This window comes from Pseudoxanthomonas sp. (assembly GCF_036845285.1).
Taxonomy (GTDB): Bacteria; Pseudomonadota; Gammaproteobacteria; order Xanthomonadales; family Xanthomonadaceae; genus Pseudoxanthomonas_A.
Map to the genome: position 1 here is coordinate 91767 of NZ_DAIUEE010000007.1, position 21402 is coordinate 113168.

At 69.0% G+C, this 21402-nt stretch carries 17 protein-coding genes; 9 read left to right on the plus strand and 8 right to left on the minus strand.

Features of this window, described 5'->3' with window-relative positions; translation table 11 throughout:
• The first annotated feature begins 74 nt into the window (after nucleotides 1–74).
• From V7060_RS10545 to V7060_RS10560, 4 genes are read left to right on the plus strand one after another with little or no spacing between them, the layout of a single operon-like run.
• Nucleotides 75–272, plus strand: a complete 198-nt coding sequence (locus V7060_RS10545; RefSeq protein WP_334179190.1) for a zinc-finger domain-containing protein — start codon at nucleotides 75–77, stop codon at nucleotides 270–272.
• A gap of 36 nt (nucleotides 273–308) precedes the next feature.
• A complete protein-coding gene (locus tag V7060_RS10550) occupies nucleotides 309–1430 on the plus strand; it encodes a glycosyltransferase family 4 protein (RefSeq protein ID WP_334179191.1) in 1122 nt (373 codons plus the stop codon).
• Nucleotides 1420–2742 carry an O-antigen ligase family protein gene (locus V7060_RS10555; RefSeq protein WP_334179192.1) on the plus strand — a complete coding sequence of 441 codons (1323 nt, stop codon included), beginning with the start codon at nucleotides 1420–1422 and terminating at the stop codon, nucleotides 2740–2742. The genes V7060_RS10550 and V7060_RS10555 overlap by 11 nt, the downstream gene beginning before the upstream one ends.
• The gene (locus V7060_RS10560; RefSeq protein WP_334179193.1) at nucleotides 2732–3637 is read left to right on the plus strand and encodes a lipid A biosynthesis lauroyl acyltransferase; all 906 of its coding nucleotides are present in this window, start codon (nucleotides 2732–2734) and stop codon (nucleotides 3635–3637) included. The genes V7060_RS10555 and V7060_RS10560 overlap by 11 nt, the downstream gene beginning before the upstream one ends.
• Here V7060_RS10560 and lpxL read toward each other — a convergent pair.
• Nucleotides 3628–4560, minus strand: a complete 933-nt coding sequence (gene lpxL, locus V7060_RS10565; RefSeq protein WP_334179194.1) for an LpxL/LpxP family Kdo(2)-lipid IV(A) lauroyl/palmitoleoyl acyltransferase — start codon at nucleotides 4558–4560, stop codon at nucleotides 3628–3630. The genes V7060_RS10560 and lpxL overlap by 10 nt on opposite strands.
• Before the next feature lie 39 nt (nucleotides 4561–4599).
• Between lpxL and waaA the strand changes: the two genes are divergently transcribed.
• Both waaA and V7060_RS10575 read left to right on the plus strand, forming a co-directional pair.
• Nucleotides 4600–5901 (plus strand): lipid IV(A) 3-deoxy-D-manno-octulosonic acid transferase, encoded by a 1302-nt coding sequence (gene waaA / locus V7060_RS10570; RefSeq protein WP_334179195.1) that lies wholly within the window; start codon nucleotides 4600–4602, stop codon nucleotides 5899–5901.
• A complete protein-coding gene (locus V7060_RS10575) occupies nucleotides 5898–7118 on the plus strand; it encodes a CaiB/BaiF CoA-transferase family protein (RefSeq protein ID WP_334179196.1) in 1221 nt (406 codons plus the stop codon). Before waaA ends, V7060_RS10575 begins: the two co-directional genes overlap by 4 nt.
• Before the next feature lie 176 nt (nucleotides 7119–7294).
• Here V7060_RS10575 and V7060_RS10580 read toward each other — a convergent pair whose 3' ends face one another.
• The 3 genes from V7060_RS10580 to V7060_RS10590 all read right to left on the minus strand — a co-directional run bounded on the left by V7060_RS10580 (nucleotide 7295) and on the right by V7060_RS10590 (nucleotide 10139).
• Nucleotides 7295–8641, minus strand: coding sequence for a TolC family outer membrane protein (locus tag V7060_RS10580; protein ID WP_334179197.1), 1347 nt, complete (start codon nucleotides 8639–8641; stop codon nucleotides 7295–7297).
• A 23-nt stretch (nucleotides 8642–8664) separates the two neighbouring features.
• Nucleotides 8665–9321: a protein-L-isoaspartate O-methyltransferase gene (locus V7060_RS10585; protein WP_334179198.1), complete on the minus strand. Its 657-nt coding sequence runs from the start codon at nucleotides 9319–9321 to the stop codon at nucleotides 8665–8667.
• Between the two features lie 146 nt (nucleotides 9322–9467).
• The gene (locus tag V7060_RS10590; protein WP_334179199.1) at nucleotides 9468–10139 is read right to left on the minus strand and encodes a TetR/AcrR family transcriptional regulator; all 672 of its coding nucleotides are present in this window, start codon (nucleotides 10137–10139) and stop codon (nucleotides 9468–9470) included.
• Nucleotides 10140–10218: 79 nt separating this feature from the next.
• Here V7060_RS10590 and V7060_RS10595 point away from each other — a divergent pair, with 79 nt between their 5' ends.
• The 3 genes from V7060_RS10595 (at nucleotide 10219) to V7060_RS10605 (ending at nucleotide 17740) form a co-directional block, all read left to right on the plus strand.
• The gene (locus V7060_RS10595; RefSeq protein ID WP_334179200.1) at nucleotides 10219–11343 is read left to right on the plus strand and encodes an efflux RND transporter periplasmic adaptor subunit; all 1125 of its coding nucleotides are present in this window, start codon (nucleotides 10219–10221) and stop codon (nucleotides 11341–11343) included.
• 179 nt (nucleotides 11344–11522) lie between these two features.
• Nucleotides 11523–14693, plus strand: a complete 3171-nt coding sequence (locus V7060_RS10600; protein WP_334179201.1) for an efflux RND transporter permease subunit — start codon at nucleotides 11523–11525, stop codon at nucleotides 14691–14693.
• Between the two features lie 83 nt (nucleotides 14694–14776).
• Nucleotides 14777–17740, plus strand: a complete 2964-nt coding sequence (locus tag V7060_RS10605) for a two-component regulator propeller domain-containing protein (protein WP_334179202.1) — start codon at nucleotides 14777–14779, stop codon at nucleotides 17738–17740.
• Nucleotides 17741–17753: 13 nt separating this feature from the next.
• Here V7060_RS10605 and V7060_RS10610 read toward each other — a convergent pair whose 3' ends face one another.
• From V7060_RS10610 to leuC, 4 genes are all read right to left on the minus strand, one after another.
• Nucleotides 17754–18086: a hypothetical protein gene (locus tag V7060_RS10610; RefSeq protein WP_334179203.1), complete on the minus strand. Its 333-nt coding sequence runs from the start codon at nucleotides 18084–18086 to the stop codon at nucleotides 17754–17756.
• A 74-nt stretch (nucleotides 18087–18160) separates the two neighbouring features.
• Nucleotides 18161–19249, minus strand: a complete 1089-nt coding sequence (gene leuB / locus V7060_RS10615) for a 3-isopropylmalate dehydrogenase (RefSeq protein ID WP_334179204.1) — start codon at nucleotides 19247–19249, stop codon at nucleotides 18161–18163.
• Nucleotides 19239–19820 carry a 3-isopropylmalate dehydratase small subunit gene (gene leuD / locus V7060_RS10620; RefSeq protein WP_334179205.1) on the minus strand — a complete coding sequence of 194 codons (582 nt, stop codon included), beginning with the start codon at nucleotides 19818–19820 and terminating at the stop codon, nucleotides 19239–19241. Before leuD ends, leuB begins: the two co-directional genes overlap by 11 nt.
• Complete coding sequence (gene leuC / locus V7060_RS10625) at nucleotides 19820–21250, minus strand: 3-isopropylmalate dehydratase large subunit (RefSeq protein WP_334179206.1); 1431 nt, start codon at nucleotides 21248–21250, stop codon at nucleotides 19820–19822. Before leuC ends, leuD begins: the two co-directional genes overlap by 1 nt.
• Nucleotides 21251–21402: the final 152 nt, after the last annotated feature.

Here is a 21402-nt window from a genome sequence, read left to right on the forward strand (position 1 = left end):
CCGGACCCCGCGCCTTGGGGCGTCCGGGAGCGGCTGCTAGACTGACCACCCCTGTTTCGCCACTGTCCACCGCCATGAGCCAGACCGCCACCGCGCCCGCCAACGCCCAGAAGCGCTACACCGTGTCGCGCGCCGACCTGCCGCTGAGCTGCCCGCTGCCGTCGATGGCGCTGTGGAACTCGCACCCGCGCGTGTACCTGGCCATCGAGGATGCGCCGGGCGGCGAGGTGCAATGCCCGTATTGCGGTTCGCACTTCGTGCTGGCCGATTGACGTTCTGATGCGGTCGCGCCGCATCGCCCCCCGACCATGCGCCGGTTGACCGTCGTCCAGTTGCTGCCGGCGCTGGAATCCGGTGGTGTCGAACGCTCCACCCTCGAGATCGCCGACGCGCTGGTACGCGCCGGCCATCGTGCCGTGGTGGTTTCCGCAGGCGGCCGGCTGGAACCGGCATTGCGTGCCACCGGCGCGGAGCACGTCGTCCTCGACATCGGCCGCAAGTCGCTGCTCAGCCTGCGCCATGTCGTCGCGCTGCGGCGGCTGTTCGCCGAGGTCGGTGCCGATATCGTGCATGCGCGTTCGCGCCTGCCGGCCTGGCTGGGTCTCTGGGCCGTGCGCGGCCTGCCGGCGACGACGCGGTCGCGCTTCGTCACCACCATGCACGGACTCAATTCGCCAGGCCGCTACAGCGCGGTGATGACGTACGGCGAGCGCGTGATCTGCGTGTCCGACACCGTGCGCCGTTACCTGCTGCATCACTATCCGCGAACCGATCCCGCCCGGCTGGCGGTGATTCCACGCGGGATCGATCCGGCCCAGTTCCCGCGCGCCGCGCATCCCGATCTGGATGCGCGCGCATGGGCGGCGGCGCAGCATCCTGCGTTGTCGGGCGATGGACCGCTGCTGCTGTTGCCCGGACGGGGAACGCGCCTGAAGGGACATCGCGAGGCGATCGCGCTGCTGGCTCGCCTGCGGGCGACGGGCATGGACGCGCGGTTGTGGATGCCCGGCACCCGTGAAGCGGGGCGTGGGCCATACGTGGCAGCACTGGAAGCGGAGGCGCAGTCGGGTGGCGTCGCCGATGCGCTCGTGATCGCGCCGCCGATCACGGAGATCGCGCGCGCGTATGCGGCCAGCGATCTGGTGCTGCAGCTGTCGCGCAAGCCGGAAGCGTTCGGTCGCACGGTGATCGAGGCGTTGTCCGTCGGGCGGCCGGTCGTTGGCTGGGCGCATGGCGGCGTCGGCGAGTTGCTGGCCGAACTCCAACCGCCCGGTGCGGTACCGGCCTTCGACGAAGATCGCCTGTTCGATACCGTGAAGGCGATGCTCGCCCATCCGCCACCGCCATTGGCTACGATGCACGCCTACACCCTGCGCGCGATGCAGGACGCCACGCTCGCCCTCTACCACGATCTCGCCGATGACCGCTGATTCGCCATCGATCCCTGCCTCGCCCGCACGCCAGGACGCGCATGGCTGGCGCTGGGCGCCGGCCTGGGTGCTGACCTACGTCGCGCTGTGGCCGGCGCCGGGTTATGCCGAAGCGGTGATGGTGCTGGGCGCGCTGGCGGCGATCGTGCACCTGCTGCTGGGACGCTTCCGGGGCGGTACGCGGTTGTTGAGCGGTGCCGCGTGGGCGCTGACCAGTGCCCTGTTCGCCGCGTACTGGTTGCCGCAGGCCATCTCCGCCGTGGATGCGGTCGATACGCCGCGCGCCCTGCGCGAAGCGGCGGTGGACCTGCGTTACCTGCCGTTCCTGTGGCTGGTGGCGGCATCGGTCGCCAATGCGCAGGAACGTCGCACGACGTTCAATGGCCTGGCGATCATCGTCGCGGTCTGGACGCTGGACGCGCTGGCGCAGGTGGTGTTCGGTACCAGTCCGCTGTTCTGGGGGCTGGACCAGTTGAAGCAGCTGATCAGCGGGCGACCGATGTGCACGCTGGAGCAGATGGCCGGCATCGATCGGCTCAGCGGGTTCCTTGGCCCCTGCAACCGCAAGCTGGGCATGGTGATAGCCAGCCTGTCGCCGTTCCTGCTGTTCGCGGCTGCACGGCGCATGCAGGTTGCGGGCTGGCTGCTGGCGTCGATGGCGATCGGCGTCGTCGTGCTGTTGGCCGGCGCACGTGCGGCATGGATCACCTACGCGCTGGTGCTAGTGTTCTCCGGCTGGAAGCTGCTGGGCTGGCAACGGCTGGTGGGCGTGTTCGCGTTCGGTGCGGTGCTGTTGGTCGGCCTGACGCTGGTGTCGCCGCAGGTGCGTGAGCGCATGCGCCTCACCACGCATGCACTGACGGCAAGCGAGTCCAGCGTCGATACCGCCCTGTCCGGTCGTGCACAGATATGGTCGGCGGCGGGCTGCATGATCGCGCAGCATCCGGTCAACGGCGTCGGCGCGCGCGGCTTCCGCGAAGCCTTCCCCGCCTGCGATGCGAATGCCGAGGGGCGGCCTGCGTGGGGCCAAGGCCCGGCGTTCCACGCGCACCAGATCGTCCTCGAAATCCTCAGCGAAACCGGCATCATCGGCCTGCTGCTGTGGCTGGCGGGCGCGGCACTGGCCTGGCGCGCGTGGCGATACGCCACGCCGCAGGCGAAGGAACGCGCGCGGCCGGCGATGCTGGCGCTGGCGGTGACGGTATTTCCGATCAACACCCATTTGGCGTTCTATTCCACCTTCTGGGGCGGACTCACCCTGATGCTGGCGGCCCTGTATGCGGGCAGCCTGCTGGCGCGCGATGACGAGTGAGCGCGCGTCCGGCGTGCGCTGCTGGTTCGTGGCGCCCGCCAATCTGCTGGCCTCCGGCATCGCGCGCCTGCCGCAATCCTGGCTGCTGGCGCTAGGCAGGCTGGCGACTGCGCTGTTGTGGCCCCTGCTTGCCAAGCGAAGGCGTCATGCGGCGACCAACCTGTCGCTGTGTTTTCCCGAACTGGACGATCGCGCCCGCGCGCGCCTGTTGCGCGACACGGTGCGCGCGACGGTGACCGGCGCGTTCGAACTGGTCCGCGGCTGGTACGCGCCTGCGCGCGTGCTGCGTGGACTGGCCGATGTGCAGGGACTGGAGCACGTGCGCGCTGCACAGGCGCAGGGACGCGGCATCCTGTTGTTCGGCGGGCACATTCCGCATTCGGAACTGTGCGCGCGCCTGCTGGGCGAGGCGCTCGGCCAGCGCGTGACCATCGTCGCGCGGCGCAACAACGATCCCTGCATCGAGCGCCTCATGGACGGCGCGCGCCGCCGCGTGTTCGCCGATGTCATCGGCAAGAAGGACGTGCGCGGCCTGCTGCGCGCGCTGTCGCGCGGCGCCATCGTCGCGTACTCGGCGGACCAGGATTTCAACTACCAGAACGCCTTCGTGCCGTTCTTCGGCATCCAGGCCGCAACCCTGACCGCGACGCCCGACCTTGCACGCCGCGGCGATGCCGTCGTGCTGCCGTTCTGGTTTTATCGCGACGCTCAGGGACGCTATCAACTGCGCGTGGAGCCGACCTGGAGCGGATGGCCGAGCGGAGATCCCGTGCAGGACGCGGCGCGTTACATGGCCGAACTGGAGGCCGCCGTCCGCCAGCACCCGGAGCAGTACCTGTGGGTGCATCGCCGCTTCAAGACGCGGCCGCCGGGCGAGCCGGATCTCTACCGGTAGAGTGCGCCGCGCCCGTCGGGCTGGCGCTTGAAGCGCCGGTGTATCCACAGATATTGCGTGGGAGCGTCGCGCACCATGTCCTCGATCGCGGCGATCACGCGCGCCGTGTCCGCCGTGGCATCGGAAGACGGAAAGCCCTCGAATGCCGGCGACAGTTTCAGCGTGTAGCCGCCGTCCTCGCGGCGCACGTGCGAGAACGCGATGACCGCCGCGCCCGACAGCCGGGCCAGCTGGTGCGTGGAGGTCAGGCTGTAGGCGGGATGGCCGAAGAACGGGACGAACACGCTCTCGCCGCGGCGCGTGTCCTGGTCCGGCGCGAACCACAGCAGGCCGCCCTGCTTGAGGTGCTTCAGCGCGGGTCGCAACTCGTCGCGGGTGAACATCGCGGTGGCGTAGCGCAGGCGGCCGCGCTTGACCGCCCATTCCATCGCGCCCTGGTTGTGCGGGCGGTACATGCCGGCCAGCGGCGCGTAGTCGCACATCAGCCGTGCCGAGATTTCCAACGTGGTGAAGTGGCCGGACACGACGATCACGCCACGGCCGCCAGCGCGCGCCGCGGCCAGGTGTTCCAGGCCTTCCACCCGCAAGCCGCGTCGCATCGGGTCGACGCTGCCCCACCAGGCGCGCGCGAACTCGAACAGGCCGATGCCGAGCTCGGCGAAACTCGTCCTGGCCAAGGCGTCCTGTTCGGCGGGGGTCAGCGCCGGGAAGCACAGCGCAATGTTGCGGCGTGCGATCTCGCGGCGCTCGCGCATCGTCATGAAGAACAGCGCGCCGGTCAGGCGACCGAGTGCTCGCTGCAGCGCCCACGGCAGGCGTGCGACCAGCCACGCCAGTCCGATGCCGATCCAGGCCGGCCACTGGCGCAGCCCCCGCGGGGGGCGTTCGCCGGCGTCGGAGGGTCGTTTCTCGGATTCGGCCATGGCCCATTGTAGCGGCGGCCCCGGGTATCCTTGTCGCCCATGTCGAACCGTACCGCCGAACGCCTGCTGCGCGCCCTGTATTCGGCGGTGCTGTACGTGCTGACCCCGTTGACCATCTACCACCTGATCTGGCGCGGTTTCCGTTACCCGGACTACTTCCAGCGCTGGAACGAGCGCTACGGCAGCTACGCCATGCCCGGCGGCACCGTCGACGTGTGGCTGCATGCGGTGTCGGTGGGTGAAGTGAACGCCGCCGCGCCCGTCGTCGATGCGTTGCTGAAGCGGCATCGCGGCCTGCGCCTGCTGATCACCACGATCACGCCGACCGGCTCGCAGCGTGTGCAGGCGCTGTGGGGCGAGCGCGTGTCGCACGTGTATTCGCCGTACGACCTGCCCGGCGCCGTGTCGCGGTTCCTGCGGCAATTCCCGCCGCGCCTGGCGCTGATCATGGAAACGGAATTGTGGCCCAGCCTGCTGTTCGGCTGCCACGATCGCCGGGTGCCGGTGTACATCCTCAATGCGCGCCTGTCCGCACGCTCGCTGCGCGGCTACAGCGTGTTGCGGCCCTTGATCGCGCGCACGCTGCGCACGGTGCGCAAGGTGGCGGCGCAGTCGGAAGCGGATGCCGAGCGCTTCATCCAGCTCGGCGCGGCGCCCGCGCAGGTGCGCGACGTCGGCAACCTGAAGTTCGACATCCCCGTGCCGGCCAACGTCGCCGAGGTGGTCGCAGGCTTTCGCCAGCACCTGTCGCCGGGACGCCGCGTCTGGATCGCCGCCAGCACCCACGAGGACGAAGAGGGGCCGGTGCTCGCCATCCACGCACGCCTGCGCCAACGCTGGCCCGACCTGCTGCTGCTGTGGGCGCCGCGGCACCCGGAACGGTTCCCGCGGGTGGCGGATGCTGCACGCGAGGCGGGCTGGAACGTCGGTACCCGCCGCGGCGATCGCTGGCCGGACGCGCACAACGATGTCTTCGTGCTCGACACGCTGGGCGAACTGATGGCGTTCTACGCCTGCGCGGATGTCGCCTTCGTCGGTGGCAGCCTGCAGTCCATCGGTGGCCACAACATGCTGGAACCTGCCGCCGTCGGCACCCCGGCGGTCACCGGCCCGCACCTGCACAATTTCAGCGAGATTTCCCGCCGTCTCGAGGAGGCCGATGCGCTGGTGATTGCGCCGGATGCGGCGGCAGTGGGCGATGCGGTCGGCGACCTGCTGGCGGACGACACGCGACGCCATGAGGTCGCGGCCCGTGGCCGCGCGCTGGTCGAGCATGGCCGCGGCGCACTGGCGCGCACGCTGGCCATGATCGCCCCGCACCTGCCGGCGCCGGTGGCATGACCAAGCACGCGCCGCGCGCGCTGGAGGGCGTGCGTGTGCTGGACCTGACGCGCGTGCTCGCCGGGCCTTGGTGCACGCAGGTACTCGCGGACCTCGGCGCCGACGTGATCAAGGTGGAACGCCCCGGCGCTGGCGACGACACGCGCGGCTGGGGTCCGCCGTTCCTGCGCGATGTCGACGGCAACGAGACGTCGGAGTCCGCGTACTACCTGTGCGCGAACCGCAACAAGCGCTCGCTGACGGTCGACATCTCCACGGAGGAGGGCCAGGCCGTCATCCGCCGGCTGGCAATGCACAGCGACGTGCTGGTGGAAAACTTCAAGGTCGGCGACATGGCGCGCTACGGCCTGGACGCGGCAACGCTGCGTGACGCGCATCCGCGCCTGGTCTACTGCTCGATCACCGGCTTCGGCCAGGAGGGTCCGTACGCGCACCGCGCAGGCTACGACGTCGCCGTGCAAGGGCTCGGCGGCCTGATGAGCGTCACCGGTACCGCCGATGGCGAGCCGCAGAAAGTCGGTGTGGCCGTCGCCGACCTGTTCACCGGCATGTACGCCACCGTCGCGATTCTCGCCGCGCTTCGCCACCGCGACGCCACCGGCGAAGGCCAGGCGATCGACATGGCCCTGCTCGATGCGCAGGTGGCGATGCTGGCCAATCTCGGCAGCCACTACCTGGTCGGTGGTGAGGTGCCGCCGCGGCAGGGCAACGCGCATGCCAGCATCGTGCCGTACCAGGTCTTCGCCGTGGCCGATGGGCACCTCGTTGTCGCGGTCGGCAACGACCGGCAGTTCGCGCGCCTGTGCGAGGTGCTGGGGGATTCCACATTGGCCGGCGACGCGCGTTTCGCGACCAATGCGGGACGCGTCCGCCATCGCGACGTGCTGGTGCCGATGTTGCAGTCGGCCTTCCGGTCGCGCGACCGGCAAGCATGGCTGGCGCTGCTGGAAGCGGCCGGCATTCCGTGTGGACCGGTCAACGACATCGCCGATGTATTCGCCGATCCGCAGGTACAGGCGCGCGGCATGGTGGGGCAGGTGGCGTATCCGCACGTTGGCACGGTGCCGCTGGTGGCGAGCCCGTTGAAGCTGTCGGCCACGCCGGTCGATCTGCGGCGTGCGCCACCTCTGCTTGGCCAGCATACCGACGAGGTGTTGCGCGAGGCCGGCTACGGCGATGATGAAATCGCCGCGTTGCGCGCGCATGGCGCGATCTGAGTTGCCGTTGTAGGAGCGACGTAAGTCGCGACCGCGAGCCACGATGACCCCGCAGCGTAGAAGCAGGGCGGAAGATTCCCGGTCGCGACTTACGTCGCTCCTACAGAAACGCCCATAACCGGAAACGACAACGGCGGGCCGAAGCCCGCCGTCGTGATCGCGTGGGACGCGAGGGGTTACTGCGAAACGGGCTGCGACGACAGGCGCGCCTCGGCGTCGGCGGTCAGCAGGCGATTGACGTCCTGTACGTCGGCGCCATCCAGCGTGCCGGCGGCCTGTTCCAGCAGCAGCCGGTTCTGCAGGAAGTTGTAGCGCGCCCGCGCGTACTCGACCTGCGCCTGGAACAGCGTGCGCTGGTTCTGCAGCACGTCCAGCACGGTACGGGTACCGACTTCCAGGCCGACCTGCGAGGCATCCAGCGCGCTCTGCGCAGACACGACCGCCAGGCGGCGCGCCTCCACTTCGGTGACGCCTGCGACCAGCGCCTGGTAGGCATTGCTGGTGTTGCGCACCAGCGCGCGACGGGTCTGCTCCAGGCCATCGGCGGCGCGGTCGCGCTGCGCCAGTGCCTGGCGCACGCCGGACTGGGTGGCGCCGCCGGAGAAGATCGGCACGGTCAGCGTGACGCCCCAGTTGTAGCCCTCGCCATCACGCGACAGCGTACCGGGCACGCTGTCCCAGTCGGTGCCATTGGAATAGCCACCGCGGAAATTCAGCGTGGGGTAGTGGCCTGCGCGAGCGCTGGACACGCCATGCTGCGAGGATTCCAGCACATACTCGGCCGACTTCAGGTTCGGATTCTGCTCCAGGGCGCGGTCCACCCACGACTGCGCGCTCTGTTCCACCGGCAGTTCCGGGCGGAAGTCGTCCGGCAGGCCCTTCAGGCCGCTGATCGGCTGGCCGGTGATCTCGGCCAGGGCGCGGTAGCTGTCGTCCAGTGCGTTACGGGCCAGGATCGTATTCGCACGCGCACTGTCGTACTGCGCGCGGGCTTCGTGGACGTCGGTGATCGGGGCCAGGCCGACGTCGAGGCGCTTCTGCGCGTAGTCGAACTGCTTCTTCGATGCAGCCTCGTTGGTCTCGGCGGCAGCAAGCGACTCGATGCCGATCAGCACGTTGAAATAGGCGGCCGAGGTGCGCGTGATCAGTTCATTGTTGGCGGACGCCAGGTCGAAATCGGCGGCGCGGCTGATGGCGCGCTGGCCGCGCAGGTTGGCGATGCGGCTCCAGTCGAAAATCGTCTGGTTGACCGAGGCGCCGTAGCTGCGGCTCTTGCCGTCGCCGGTCGGATCCCCTGGACGGCTGCTGTGGGTCAGTTGATAGCCCGCGCTGCCGGTGATCTGCGGCAGCAGGGCCGCACGCGCCTGCACCGCCCCTTCCTTGTCGATCAGGCGGGTCGATTCCGCGATCGACAGGGTCGGGTCGCCGGTGCGCGCCAGCTCATAGGTCTGCATCAGGTCGGTGGCGTTGGCCGCGGACGGCAGGGCCAGGGCGAGCGCGAGTACGAGGGGGCGACGGCTCATGCGGGGTTCCTTTTTGTATTTCTTCAGAAGACGAACTGGGGCGCCGGTGCGGCGCCGACCAGATAGGGGAGGTCGGTTTCGAACAACGATTCGATGCGTGCACCGTTGACATCGGCGATGTGCAGCACGGCTTCCATCACCGGCGATGCGCCCTGTACGACGAACAGGCGGCCACCGGGACGCAGCCACTGCAGGAAGCGGGCCGGCACGGTCGACACGGCGCCGGTCACGCAGATCACATCGAAGCGGCGGTCGCTGTTCCATGCCAGCGCGTCGACCGATTCGATGCGCACGTTGCTGCCGAGGCCGGTGGCGTCCAGGCGCGCGCGCGCGGCATCGGCGAGGTCGGGATGGATCTCCAGGCTGACCACGTCGCGCGCCAGGTGCGCGAGGCAGGCGGTGAGGTAGCCGCTGCCGGTGCCGATCTCCAGCACGTCTTCGTCGGCCTGCGGTTTCAGTGCCTGCAGGGTGCGGCCCTCGATGACCGGCTTGGCCATCGACTGGCCGTGGCCCAGCGGCAGTTCCAGGTCCGCGTAGGCCAGCGCACGGTGCGACTCGGCCACGAAGGCCTCGCGCGGCAGCGTGGCCAGCGTCTCCAGCACGCGCGCATCCAGCACGTCCCAGGGACGTACCTGCTGCTCGACCATGTTTTCGCGGGCCTGGGTGTAGTTGATCGTCATGGGGGTGGTCATCCGACGCGGAAGGCTGGGCCGGGCATTTTACCGGGCTGGCTGCGTCCGCGCTGCGCAAGGATCGCGGCAGCCGCGGCGGCGGGCGCAGTGCCGGAAGTCACCGCAACCTCCGTCGCCCGGGACGCGCTTCAGTTTCAGCGCCGGCCATAGGCCCTCAGGAACATGTCCACCGTGGCATCGACATGCCGGCGTGCGTCGAGCGGGCCGGGCTGGCTGCACAGGCCGCAGGTCATGCGGGCATGCACCTCGCCCTTGATCAGGGTGAAGAACTGCATCGAGGCCGTGGCCACGTCGGGGATGTCCAGCTCACCCTTCGCTACCAGCGCCTGCAGCATCGCGGCGAACGCGTCGTGCGTGCGCTGCGGGCCGGCTTCCCAGAAGGTCTGCTTGAGTTTGTCGTCGATGTTGCCCGGGACCATCATCATGCGGTGCGTGCTGATGGCCTCCTCGCTGGTGACCAGCGCGAAGAACGCCTGTGCGATGGCCTTCAGCTGGTCGCGCAGGCTGCCCGTCAGTTCGATCTCGAACAGCGCATCCGGCAGCATTTCCTCGCACTTCGCCTGCACGGCGGCGGCGAACAGGGCGTCCTTGTCGCCGAAATGGCTGTACACCGTCAGCTTGGAGACGCCCGCCTCGGCGGCGATCTGGTCCATGCTGACGCCGTTGAACCCCTCGCGCGCGAACAACTGCTTGGCGGCTTCGAGGATGGCGGCGCGCTTGCCCAGGTCCTTGGGGCGGCCGGGACCGCTGGCGGCGGACTTGATGGGGGGCTTGGGGCGGCTGGCGGAGGAGCGTGGGCTGACCATGACGTAATACTAGACTACCCGGTTCGATATTTATACTATACCGTCAAGTCTACTAATTAAGTCGCAACGGAGAGCGGTCATGCGCCAGACGCGCTGGAACGGAATGTTCGGAATCGTACTGGTCGGCCTGGCCGCCTGCAGTGCGGAGCAGCCGGCGGAAACGCCACGGCCCGCCCTGGTGGTGCACCCGGGAGGGGGTTCAGAAGCAGCGCTGTCGGCGTACGCCGGCGAGGTCCGCGCCCGTGAGGAGAGTCCGCTGTCGTTCCGGGTCGGCGGCAATCTGGTCCGGCGCAATGTCGATGCCGGTGCACGCGTGCAGAAGGGCGAGGTGCTGGCCGTGCTGGACGCGGGCGACTTCGCCCTGCAGGCGCAGGCCGCACAGGCGCAGCAGGCTACGGCGGAAGCCGATCTCGTCCGCGCGCGCGGCGACCGCGACCGCTACGCGAAGCTGGTCGGCGACAAGCTGGTCAGCCAGTCCGCGTACGACGCGCAGGTCGCCGCCTACAAGGCGGCCGAAGGCCAGGCGCGCGCAGCACGCGCGCAGATGGACGTGATGCGCAACCAGGAGGGCTACTCGCAGTTGCGCGCGCCGCGCGACGGCGTCATCGCCAGCCGCCAGGCGGAAGCAGGCCAGGTGGTCGCCGCCGGCCAGACCGTCTTCACGCTGGCGGCCGATGGTGGTCGCGAAGTGGCCATCGGCCTGCCGGAAAACCGCATCCGCGACTTCAGCGTCGGCCAGCCGGTGGTGATCGAATTGTGGAACGCGCCCGGACAGCGCCTGCCCGGCGCGATCCGCGAAATTGCGCCCGCCGCCGATGCGCAGACGCGCACCTATGCCGCACGCGTCAGCCTGGTGGGCGACGCGCAGCAGCAGGTCGAACTGGGCCAGAGCGCGCGTGTCTACGTGCAGGAGTCCGGCAACAAGGCCGCGTTGACGTTGCCGCTGTCGGCGATCCAGCGCGGCGAAAACGGCACGACCACGGTATGGGTCGTCGATCCTGCCACCGGCAAGGCGCGTGCGCAGGCCGTGCAGCTCGGTCCTTACGGCGATGCCTCGGTGCCGGTGCTGGGCGGCGTGAAGGCGGGCGACTGGGTGGTCGCCGCCGGCGGCCACCTGCTGCGCGAAGGCCAGGCCGTCGCACCGGTGGACCGCAACAACCGGCCGCTGGCATTGCGGTCGACGAAGCCGCAGGAGGCGCGCTGATGGACGTGTCGATGCACTCTCCCGCCTCGGGACGCGCTCCTTCCCCCGCGTGCGGGGGAAGGTCGGGAGGGGGGCAGGGTGCCCTCGGACTTTCCGGACAAAGACTGCACACGTTCGCCCCTGCCCCAACCCTCCCCCGTGAACGGGGGAGGGGGCTGATCGCGGGGAGTCATTGACCCATGCGCCGCTTCAATCTTTCCGAGTGGGCGCTGACCAACCGCAGCCTGGTGCTGTTCACGATGATCCTGCTGGGCCTCATCGGTGCGTGGTCGTACAAGCACCTGGGCCAGTCCGAGGACCCGCCCTTCACCTTCAAGGCGATGGTCGTGCGTACGGTGTGGCCGGGCGCGACCGCCGAAGAGGTCTCGCAACAGGTCACCGAGCGCGTCGAGAAGGCGCTGATGACCACCGGCAACTACGAGTACATCCGCTCGTACTCGCGTCCCGGCGAATCGCAGGTGATCTTCGCCGCACGCGACAGCCTGCGCTCGCGCGACATGCCGGAGCTCTGGTACCAGGTACGCAAGAAGGTGGGCGACATCCGCGCCACGCTGCCGAGCGGCGTGATCGGTCCGTTCTTCAACGACGAGTTCGGCGACACCTTCGGCAACATCTATGCGCTCACCGGCGAAGGCTTCGACTACGCGGTGATGAAGGACTACGCCGACCGCATCCAGCTGGAACTGCAGCGCGTGGATGACGTCGGCAAGGTCGAACTGGTCGGCCTGCAGGACGAGAAGATCTGGGTCGAGCTGTCGAACACCAAGCTGGCCACGCTGGGCATTCCGCTGAGCGCCGTGCAGCAGGCGCTGGAAGAACAGAATGCGGTCACGCCGGCCGGTTTCTTCGAAACTCCCAGCGATCGCGTGCAATTGCGCGTGAGCGGCGAGTTCACCTCGGTCGACGAGATCCGCGAATTCCCGATCCGCGCCGGGGGCCGCACGGTGAAGCTGGGCGACATCGCCGAGATCAAGCGCGGCTTCGCCGATCCGGCGGCGCCGCGCATGCGCTTCATGGGACAGCCCGGCATCGGCATCGCGGTGGCGATGAAGGACGGCGGCGACATCCTCAAGCTGGGGGAGACGCTGGAAGCCGAGTTTCATCGGCTGCAGAAGACGCTGCCGCTCGGCATGGAACTGCGCAAGGTGTCCGACCAGCCGGCGGCGGTGGAGGATTCGGTCGGCGAGTTCGTCCGCGTGCTGGCCGAGGCCGTCATCATCGTGCTGCTGGTCAGCTTCTTCTCGCTGGGTCTGCGCACCGGTCTGGTGGTGGCGGTATCGATCCCGCTGGTGCTGGCGATGACGTTCGCGGTGATGCATTACTTCGGCATAGGCCTGCACAAGATCTCGCTGGGCGCGCTGGTGCTGGCGCTGGGCCTGCTGGTGGACGACGCGATCATCGCGGTCGAGATGATGGCCATCAAGATGGAGCAGGGCTTCGACCGCTTGAAGGCGGCCAGCTTTGCCTACGAATCCACCGCATTCCCGATGCTCACCGGCACGCTGGTGACGGCGGCCGGCTTCCTGCCGATCGCGACCGCCGCGTCCAGCACCGGCGAGTACACGCGCTCGCTGTTCCAGGTGGTGACCATCGCGCTGGTGGTGTCGTGGATCGCCGCCGTGCTGTTCATTCCGTACCTGGGCGACAAGATGCTGCCCGACCTCGGCAACCCGCAGCCGCCGAAACCGGGATCGCTGGCGGCGCGCTGGCATGCGTTCCGCGCGGGACTGGCGGATCGCTGGCCGCAGTACGTCGGCATGCTGGCGCCGAAGCCGCATGACGCGCACGACCACAACCCGTACCACACGCCGTTCTACCAGCGCTTCCGCGGCTGGCTGGCGTTCTGCCTGCGCCACCGCTGGCTGGTGATCGGCGTGACCGCGGCGGCGTTCGTGGCGTCGATCGCGCTGTTCCGGTTCGTGCCGCAGCAGTTCTTCCCGGATTCGGTGCGCCCCGAACTGATGGTGGACCTGGAACTGGCCGAAGGCAGTTCGCTGAAGTCCACCGACGCGCAGGCGCGCAAGCTCGAAAAGCTGCTGGCCAAGCGCGACGGCATCCTCAATTACGTCGCCTACATCGGTACCGGTTCGCCGCGCTTCTACCTGCCGCTCGACCAGCAGCTGCCGCAGGCGAACTTCTCGCAGTTCGTGGTGCTGACCGACGACACCGCATCGCGCGAATCGACACGCCGCTGGCTGATCGACGAGGTGGCGCCGCAGTTCCCCGAACTGCAGTTCCGCGTGACGCGGCTGGAAAACGGTCCGCCAGTCGGCTATCCGATCCAGTTCCGCATCTCGGGCGAACATATCGATCGCGTGCAGGCGATTGCGCGGCAGATGGCGGAGAAGGTGCGCGCCAATCCGCACGTCACCAACGTCAACCTGGACTGGAGCGAGCCGAGCAAGATCGTGCGGCTGCAGATCGACCAGGACCGTGCGCGCGCCCTCGGCGTGAGCACCGCGCAGGTGTCGCACTTCCTGTCTGGTTCGCTGTCGGGACTGAGCGTCAGTACCTACCGCGAGGGCAACGAGCTGGTCGAGATCCTGCTGCGCGGGCCGGAAGAAGAACGCACGCGGCTGGACCTGCTGGGCAGCCTGGCCGTGCCGACGAGCAGCGGCGGCAGTGTGTCGCTGTCGCAGATCGCCAATCTGGAATACGCGTTCGAGGACGGCATCATCTGGCATCGCGACCGGCTGCCTACCGTCACCGTGCGCGCCGACCTGAACAGCGATGGCGTGACCGCGCCCACCGTGGTCGCGCAGATTTCGCCCACCCTGGACGACATCCGGGCCACGTTGCCGCAGGGCTACCTGCTGGAGACCGGCGGCACGGTCGAGGATTCGGCGCGCGGCCAGAAGTCGATCGCCGCCGGCATGCCGCTGTTCCTGCTGGCCGTGACCACGCTGCTGATGCTGCAGCTGCGCAGCTTCTCGCGGATGGCGCTGGTGCTGCTGACCGCGCCGCTGGGCCTGATCGGCGTGACGCTGGCGCTCCTGGTCTTCCGGGTGCCGTTCGGCTTCGTCGCCATGCTGGGGACCATCGCGCTGGCGGGCATGATCATGCGCAATTCGGTGATCCTGGTGGACCAGATCGACCAGGACATCCGCGCCGGGCACGACCGCTGGCACGCGATCATCGATGCGACCGTGCGCCGCTTCCGGCCGATCGTGCTGACCGCGCTGGCGGCGGTGCTGGCGATGATCCCGCTGTCGCGCAGCGCGTTCTTCGGTCCGATGGCCGTCGCCATCATGGGCGGCCTGACGGTGGCCACGGTGCTGACGCTGTTCTTCCTGCCGGCACTGTATGCGACCTGGTTCAAGGTCCGGCCGGAAGAGCGCGCCGTGGAATAGGGGGCGCGAGGCGGGGGGTTCAAGAAGCCCCCCGTTGCAGCCGATACTGGAAAGGTCGAAGTCCTCCGGACCCCGTGCCCGCCGTGCGCCGCCTGTTCACCACCGGCCTGTGTCTGCTGGTCCTGCTTGCCGGCGCGCCAGCGTGGGCGCTCGACCCCGCGCGCAAGGTGGACGAGTACACGATCGCGCGCTGGACGATGGAAGACGGGTTGCCGCACAACCTGGTGCACACCATCAGCCAGGATGCCGACGGTTACCTCTGGGCCGGCACGTGGGAGGGCGCGGCGCGTTTCGATGGCCGCCGCTTCACGCCCTACGATGCCGGCACCGTGCAGGGACTGGAGGTCGAGGGGGTACGCGCGATCACGCCGCATCCGCAGGGCGGCATGGTGCTGAGCCTGGGCCGGGTGGGTCCGGGCGTGCTGCGTTTCCACCAGGGGCGCTGGCAGCGCCTGCCAGGACAGGCCGGCACGCTGGCGGACGTGTCGGTGCTGCGGTTCGGGCCGGACGGCGCCCTGTGGATCGGTACGGACCACACCCTGTTCCGGATGACGCCCACGGGCGAACTGCACGAGATCGGCAGTACCCATCCGCGGCTGGCGAACGAGCGCGTGCTGGCGATCCTGCCGCTGCCGGGCGGACGGGCGCTGGTCGGCAACCGGCACGGGTTGTTCCGGATCGATGGCGGCCGTGCCAGCGAGTGGGGACGTGAAGCGGGCTTGCCGGAGACCTCGGTGCTGGCGATCCAGGCCTCGCGGTGGGGCGGCATCCTGGTCGGCGGAGGCGGGGGCGTGTGGCGGCTCGAAGCCGGCCGCGCCCAGCAGATCACCGGCGAGCGCGCGGAAGCCATGCTGGAGGACCGCCATGGCAACCTGTGGATCTCCACGCTCGATGGCCTGCGGCGCTACGCGCAGGGGCGTTACGAAACACTGGGCGAGCGCAACGGCCTGATGGGGCGGCTGGCGCCGGCATTGTTCGAGGATCGCGACGGCCTGCTGTGGGTCGGCACCACCAATGGCCTGTACCGGATCTCCGACGGACCGTTGTTCGGACTGACACGCAGCAGCGGCCTGCGCGACATCTATGTGCGCGCGATCATCGAACGGCCTGGGCAGGGCGTCTGGATCGGCCATCCGATGGGCGTGGACGTATGGCAGGCAGGCCAGAGCCGCGCCGTGTCGCTGGCATTCGATGGCAAGACGGACCCCTCGGTCCTGTCGATGGCCAATGCGCGCGACGGCGGACTGTGGATCGGCACCTACGACCAGGGCGTGATCCACCTGCCCGCCACCGGCAGTGCGCAGGCCCGGCCATGGCGCATCGACGAGACGCATGGCCTGCCCTCCAACCATGTGCGCGCGCTGCTGGAGCGCGCCGACGGCTCGCTCTGGATCGGCAGCAATGAAGGCGTGACCGTCTATCGCGATGGGCGCATCGCACGCCATTACGACGCGGACGACGGCCTGCCGAAAGGCAATGTGTACGTGCTGTACGAAACGGCGCAGGGCGTGCTGTGGATCGGCACGAGCAATGGCATGGCGATGATGCGCCGCGACGGCAACGTGCAGCGGTGGGAGCCGATGTCCGATTTCCCGGCCGTCGCGGCGTTCGACTTCCTGGCCGATCCCGACAGCAGCCTGTGGATCGCCACCGACCGCGGCCTGCTGCACTGGCGCAACGGCATCTTCGTGCAGTTCGACCATCGCCAGGGCCTGCCGAACAACCGCCTGTTCCGCCTGCTGGAGGACGACAACGGCGACTTCTGGACGTCCAGCAACCGCGGCGTGTTCCGCATCTCGCGCGCAGCGCTGACGGCGGTGGAGAACCATCATCTGGCGCGGTTGCCGGTGGAAGCGTTCACCCAGGCCGATGGCCTGCCGAGCAGCCAGGCCAATGGCGCCTCCGCGCCCGCGGGCTGGCCGATGCGGGACGGCAAGCTGTGGTTCGCGACGGCGAACGGGATCGGCGTGATCGATCCCGACGACGCGCGGCGCCAGCGCGCCCAGGGCATCACGCTGGTGGTGGAGGCGGTCGAGGCCGATGGCGTTGTACTGCCCCTGCAGGAGCACTACGCGCTGGCCGCGGACACGCGGCGCGTGGTGATCCGCTTCACCGGCCTGAACCAGCGTGCGCCGGAACGCCTGCGTTACCGTTACCGGATGGTCGGCTTCGACCGCGACTGGATCGAGACCGACAACGGCGCCGCCCATGACGCGGTCTATACCAACCTTCCTTCCGGAAAACTCCGCTTCGAAGTCCAGGTGATGAATGCGCCGGCGGACTGGAGCAAGCCGGAGGACGTGGTGACGCGCGCGGTGGTGCTGGACAAGGCGGCACCGTGGTGGATGCGGGCGTGGGCGGTGGCGATGTATGCGGTGCTGCTGGGCCTGATGGGCTGGGGCGTCCTGTTGCTGGCGATGCGTCGCCACCGGCACCGCCAGCGCCGGCTGGAAGCGCTGGTGGATGCGCGGACCGCAGAGCTGAGCGACAAGAACGCGCAACTCGAGCAGGCGGGCGAAGCGCATGCGCGCCTGCTCGAACAGTTGGCCTACCAGGCGCGCCACGATCCGCTGACGCGGCTGGCCAACCGCCGCGCAGGCGATATGTTCCTCGCCGATGCGCTGGAGGTCAGCCGGCGCGAAGGGCGTCCGCTGTGCGTGGCCTTGCTGGACATCGATCATTTCAAGGCCGTCAACGACCGCTACGGCCACGCGTTCGGCGACGACGTGCTGTCGCAGGTGGCCGCACTGGCCGAACAACTGGTGGGCCACCATGAAGGCGTACTGATCGCGCGCTATGGCGGCGAGGAATTCCTCGTCTGCCAGCAGTTGCCGTGGTCCGTGGCGCGTGCACGCCTGGAAACGCTGCGCGAAGGCATCGCCCAGGCGGACATCGATACACCGGATGGCGGCAGCCTGCGTTGCACGGTCAGCATCGGCGTGGCGGAGCTTGGCGCCGGGCAGGACCTGCGCGACCTGCTGCGCATCGCCGACGAACGCCTCTACCGCGCCAAGCAACAGGGGCGCAACCGTCTCGTGTCGGGATGAGGCGCGCGCGTCGTCAGCGTCCGACGAAGCGCAGACCGCTCGCCTCGCCTTCGCCCACCGTTTCCGGATCGGTCAGCAACGCGTTCTCGAAGCCGCCGCCACTGCCGTTGTAGAGCAGGTAGACCGGCTTCTCGTTGCGCAGCAGGTCGATCGCGTTCTGGAAGTCGTCCAGGTGGTAATGCAACTGCGGTTGCGTGCCATTGAGGCCGTCGGCGGGCAAGGCAGCACCGTTGGCATGGAAGACCAGCTGGCCGATGTAGGCGCCGCCGGCCATCAGGCCGATGCGGCGCCGGAACGTGTTGGCGGAATAGATGACGTGGTACTTCTCGATCTGCGTGGTAGGCATCGTGCCCCTCCCGTTCGTGCATCCCCTGCATTCGGTTCAACGCAGGGGACGACGGGCTCAGGTCACGGCGAGCGTCAGTCGCGCAGTTCCGCCACGTAGCACCGCGCCTGCATCTGCTCGAGCACGGCCTGCGTCGCCACCTGCGTGGAGACGCCGCGGCCGCCGGTCGCCAGGTCGTTGGTGAACACCTGTGCGTTGAGCGCGCCATCGACCGCGCGTTCGATGCAGTCGGCTTCCTCGTGCAGGCCCAGCGAGTGGCGCAGCAGCAGCGCGCAGCTGAGGATGGTGGCGTAGGGATTGGCGATGCCCTTGCCGGCGATGTCCGGCGCCGAGCCGTGGATCGGTTCGTACAGGCCGATCTTGCCGTCGCCCAGCGACGCCGACGGCAGCAGGCCCAGCGAGCCGGCCAGCATCGAGGCCTCGTCGGTCAGGATGTCGCCGAACATGTTCTCGGTGACGATGACGTCGTACTCGCGCGGCTTGGACAACAGGTGCATGGCCATCGAATCGACCAGTTGGTGTTCCAGCGCGACGTCCGGGAACTCCTCGCGACCGATACGCGTGGCGACGTCGCGCCACAGGCGCGAGGTTTCCAGCACGTTGGCCTTGTCCACCGACACCAGGTGGCTGCGTCGTTGGCGCGCCAGCCTGAACGCGCTGCGCACCACGCGTTCGATCTCGGTGACGCTGTAGCTGCACAGGTCGCTGGCGCCGCGCGCATCGCGCGTCTTCTCGCCGAAGTAGATGCCGCCGGTCAGTTCGCGCACGACCACGATGTCGACGCCGGTCAGCAGGTGCGGCTTGATCGGCGAGGCGTTGAGCGCGGCCGGGTGCGGGCGCACCGGGCGCAGGTTGGCGAACAGGCCCAGTCCCTTGCGCAAGGCCAGCAACCCTTGCTCGGGACGGACCTTCGCATTCGGATCCGACCACTTCGGTCCGCCGACGGCGCCCAGCAGCACCGCATCGGCTTGCTGGCACCCCTGCAGCGTGGCCTGCGGCAGCGGCTCGCCATGCTTGTCGATGGCGATGCCGCCGATGTCGTATTCGTGGAAGTCGAACGTGTGGCCGTGGCGTCGCGCGAGCGCGCGCAGCACGGTCACGGCGGCGGCGGTGACCTCGGGACCGATGCCGTCACCGGGCAGGAGGGCGATGTCAGCGTGCATGGCGGGTGGCCTCGTAGCGTTCGATATCGGGGTGGCGGGCCAACAGGTAGCCCAGTTCGTCGACGCCCTGCAGCAGGCAGGTCTGCGCGAAAGCATCGAGCGGGAAAGCGAAGGCGGCACCGTCGGGCGTGCGCAGTTCCTTCGCGGCGACATCGACGACCAGCTCGTCGTCCGGCCGCTGCATCAGCGCCTGTACCGTGGCTTCCGGCAGTACGACCGGCACCAGGCCGTTCTTCAGGCTGTTGTTGCGGAAGATGTCGGCGATCTCGCTGCTGACGATGGCGCGCAGGCCCAGGTCGGTCAGCGCCCACGGCGCATGCTCGCGCGAGGAGCCGCAGCCGAAGTTGCGGCCGGCCAGCAGGATCTGCCGGCCCGCGTTCTGCGGCTGGTTGAACGCGAACGCCGGGTTCGGCGACCCGTCGGCCTGCCAGCGCCAGTCGTTGAAGGCATTCCTGCCCAGGCCGGCGCGTTCGGTCGTCGACAGGAAACGCGCGGGAATGATCTGGTCGGTATCGATATTGGTCTGCGCCAGCACCACGCTCTGCGAGCGCACTTCGTTGAAGCCGGCCATCACGCCACCGCCTTCTGTGCATCGAACAGGTCGCGCGGATCGCTGACGCGTCCGTTCACCGCCGCCCATGCGGCCGTCAGCGGCGACGCCAGCAGCGTGCGCGCGCCGGGACCCTGGCGCCCCTCGAAATTGCGGTTGCTGGTGCTCACGGCCAACTGGCCGGGCGCGACCAGATCGCCGTTCATCGCGATGCACATCGAGCAGCCGGACTCGCGCCATTCGGCGCCTGCCTCGCGCACGACGGCGTCGATGCCCTCGGCCTCGGCCTCGCGCTTGACGATCTCCGAGCCGGGCACGACCAGCATGCGCACGCCATCCGCGACCTTGCGCCCGCGCAGTACCTGCGCCACCTCGCGCATGTCGCGCAGGCGGCCGTTGGTGCACGAACCGACGAACACCACGTCCACCGGCGTGCCTTCCAGCGCGTGGCCGGCGCTCAGGTGCATGTAGTCCAGGCCCTTCTGGTCGGCGGCGTCGGCGGGTGCGGGAATCGGCGCATCCACCGCGATCGCGGTGCCGGGATGCGTGCCCCAGGTCAACGTCGGCCGGATGTCGGCGGCGTCGACGCGCACTTCCGCATCGAAGGCGGCGCCGTCGTCGCTGCGCAGCGTCGTCCAGTACGCGACCGCGCTGTCGAAGGCCTCACCCTTCGGCCCGCGTGGCGTCTTCGCCACCCAGTCGAAGGTGGTCTGGTCCGGCGCCACCATGCCGGCACGTGCGCCGGCTTCGATCGACATGTTGCACAGGGTCATACGCTGCTCCATGTCCAGCGCCTCGATGGCGCTGCCGCGGAACTCGATGACATGGCCGGTGCCGCCGTTGACGCCGATCACGCCGATCACGTGCAGGATGATGTCCTTGGCGCCGACACCCGGCGCCAGCGCGCCATCGACGGTGATCGCCATGGTCTTCGGCTTGCGTTGCAGCAGGCATTGCGTGGCCAGTACATGGCCCACCTCGCTGGTGCCGATGCCGAACGCCAGCGAGCCGAACGCGCCGTGCGTGCTGGTGTGGCTGTCGCCGCAGACGATGGTCATGCCGGGCAGGGTGAAGCCCTGTTCCGGCGCGATGACATGGACGATGCCGCGGTTCGGCGACGCCATGTCGAACAGTTCGATGCCGTATTCGGCGCAGTTGCGGGCCAGCGTTTCGACCTGTGTCTGCGCAGCGGCCGTGTAGTACGGCAGTTTGCCGTCCGCACCGGCGGGCAGGGTCGGGGTGGAGTGGTCCATCGTCGCCTTGGTGCGGTCCGGGCGGCGCGGCGACAGGCCACGCGCCTTCAGCTCGGTGAACGCCTGCGGCGAGGTGACCTCGTGGATCAGGTGCAGGTCGATGTACAGCACGGCGGGCGCCGCGTCGGTCTCGGGGACGACGACATGGGCGTCCCACAGTTTGTCGAACAGGGTGCGGGGTGAAGGAGAAGCACTCATCGGATGTTTTCGCGGTCTTTCGGCAGTGGGTTCAAGCTCCTTCCCCCGCGTGCGGGGGAAGGCTGGGATGGGGGCGGAACGAAGTCACGGATGTTCAAGGAAAGAGATGGCGCCGGATAGGGCAAGCGGCGTTGCGTTCGAAGCGGTGCAGT

Excerpts from the sequence above, each read along its gene's own strand:
- V7060_RS10545 (WP_334179190.1), top strand. The coding sequence starts at position 75 with ATGAGCCAGACCGCCACCGCGCCCGCCAACGCCCAGAAGCGCTACACC.
- V7060_RS10550 (WP_334179191.1), top strand. The coding sequence starts at position 309 with ATGCGCCGGTTGACCGTCGTCCAGTTGCTGCCGGCGCTGGAATCCGGT.
- V7060_RS10555 (WP_334179192.1), top strand. The coding sequence starts at position 1,420 with ATGACCGCTGATTCGCCATCGATCCCTGCCTCGCCCGCACGCCAGGAC.
- V7060_RS10560 (WP_334179193.1), top strand. The coding sequence starts at position 2,732 with ATGACGAGTGAGCGCGCGTCCGGCGTGCGCTGCTGGTTCGTGGCGCCC.
- lpxL (WP_334179194.1), bottom strand. The coding sequence starts at position 4,560 with ATGGCCGAATCCGAGAAACGACCCTCCGACGCCGGCGAACGCCCCCCG.
- waaA (WP_334179195.1), top strand. The coding sequence starts at position 4,600 with ATGTCGAACCGTACCGCCGAACGCCTGCTGCGCGCCCTGTATTCGGCG.
- V7060_RS10575 (WP_334179196.1), top strand. The coding sequence starts at position 5,898 with ATGACCAAGCACGCGCCGCGCGCGCTGGAGGGCGTGCGTGTGCTGGAC.
- V7060_RS10580 (WP_334179197.1), bottom strand. The coding sequence starts at position 8,641 with ATGAGCCGTCGCCCCCTCGTACTCGCGCTCGCCCTGGCCCTGCCGTCC.
- V7060_RS10585 (WP_334179198.1), bottom strand. The coding sequence starts at position 9,321 with ATGACGATCAACTACACCCAGGCCCGCGAAAACATGGTCGAGCAGCAG.
- V7060_RS10590 (WP_334179199.1), bottom strand. The coding sequence starts at position 10,139 with ATGGTCAGCCCACGCTCCTCCGCCAGCCGCCCCAAGCCCCCCATCAAG.
- V7060_RS10595 (WP_334179200.1), top strand. The coding sequence starts at position 10,219 with ATGCGCCAGACGCGCTGGAACGGAATGTTCGGAATCGTACTGGTCGGC.
- V7060_RS10600 (WP_334179201.1), top strand. The coding sequence starts at position 11,523 with ATGCGCCGCTTCAATCTTTCCGAGTGGGCGCTGACCAACCGCAGCCTG.
- V7060_RS10610 (WP_334179203.1), bottom strand. The coding sequence starts at position 18,086 with ATGCCTACCACGCAGATCGAGAAGTACCACGTCATCTATTCCGCCAAC.
- leuB (WP_334179204.1), bottom strand. The coding sequence starts at position 19,249 with ATGCACGCTGACATCGCCCTCCTGCCCGGTGACGGCATCGGTCCCGAG.
- leuD (WP_334179205.1), bottom strand. The coding sequence starts at position 19,820 with ATGGCCGGCTTCAACGAAGTGCGCTCGCAGAGCGTGGTGCTGGCGCAG.
- leuC (WP_334179206.1), bottom strand. The coding sequence starts at position 21,250 with ATGAGTGCTTCTCCTTCACCCCGCACCCTGTTCGACAAACTGTGGGAC.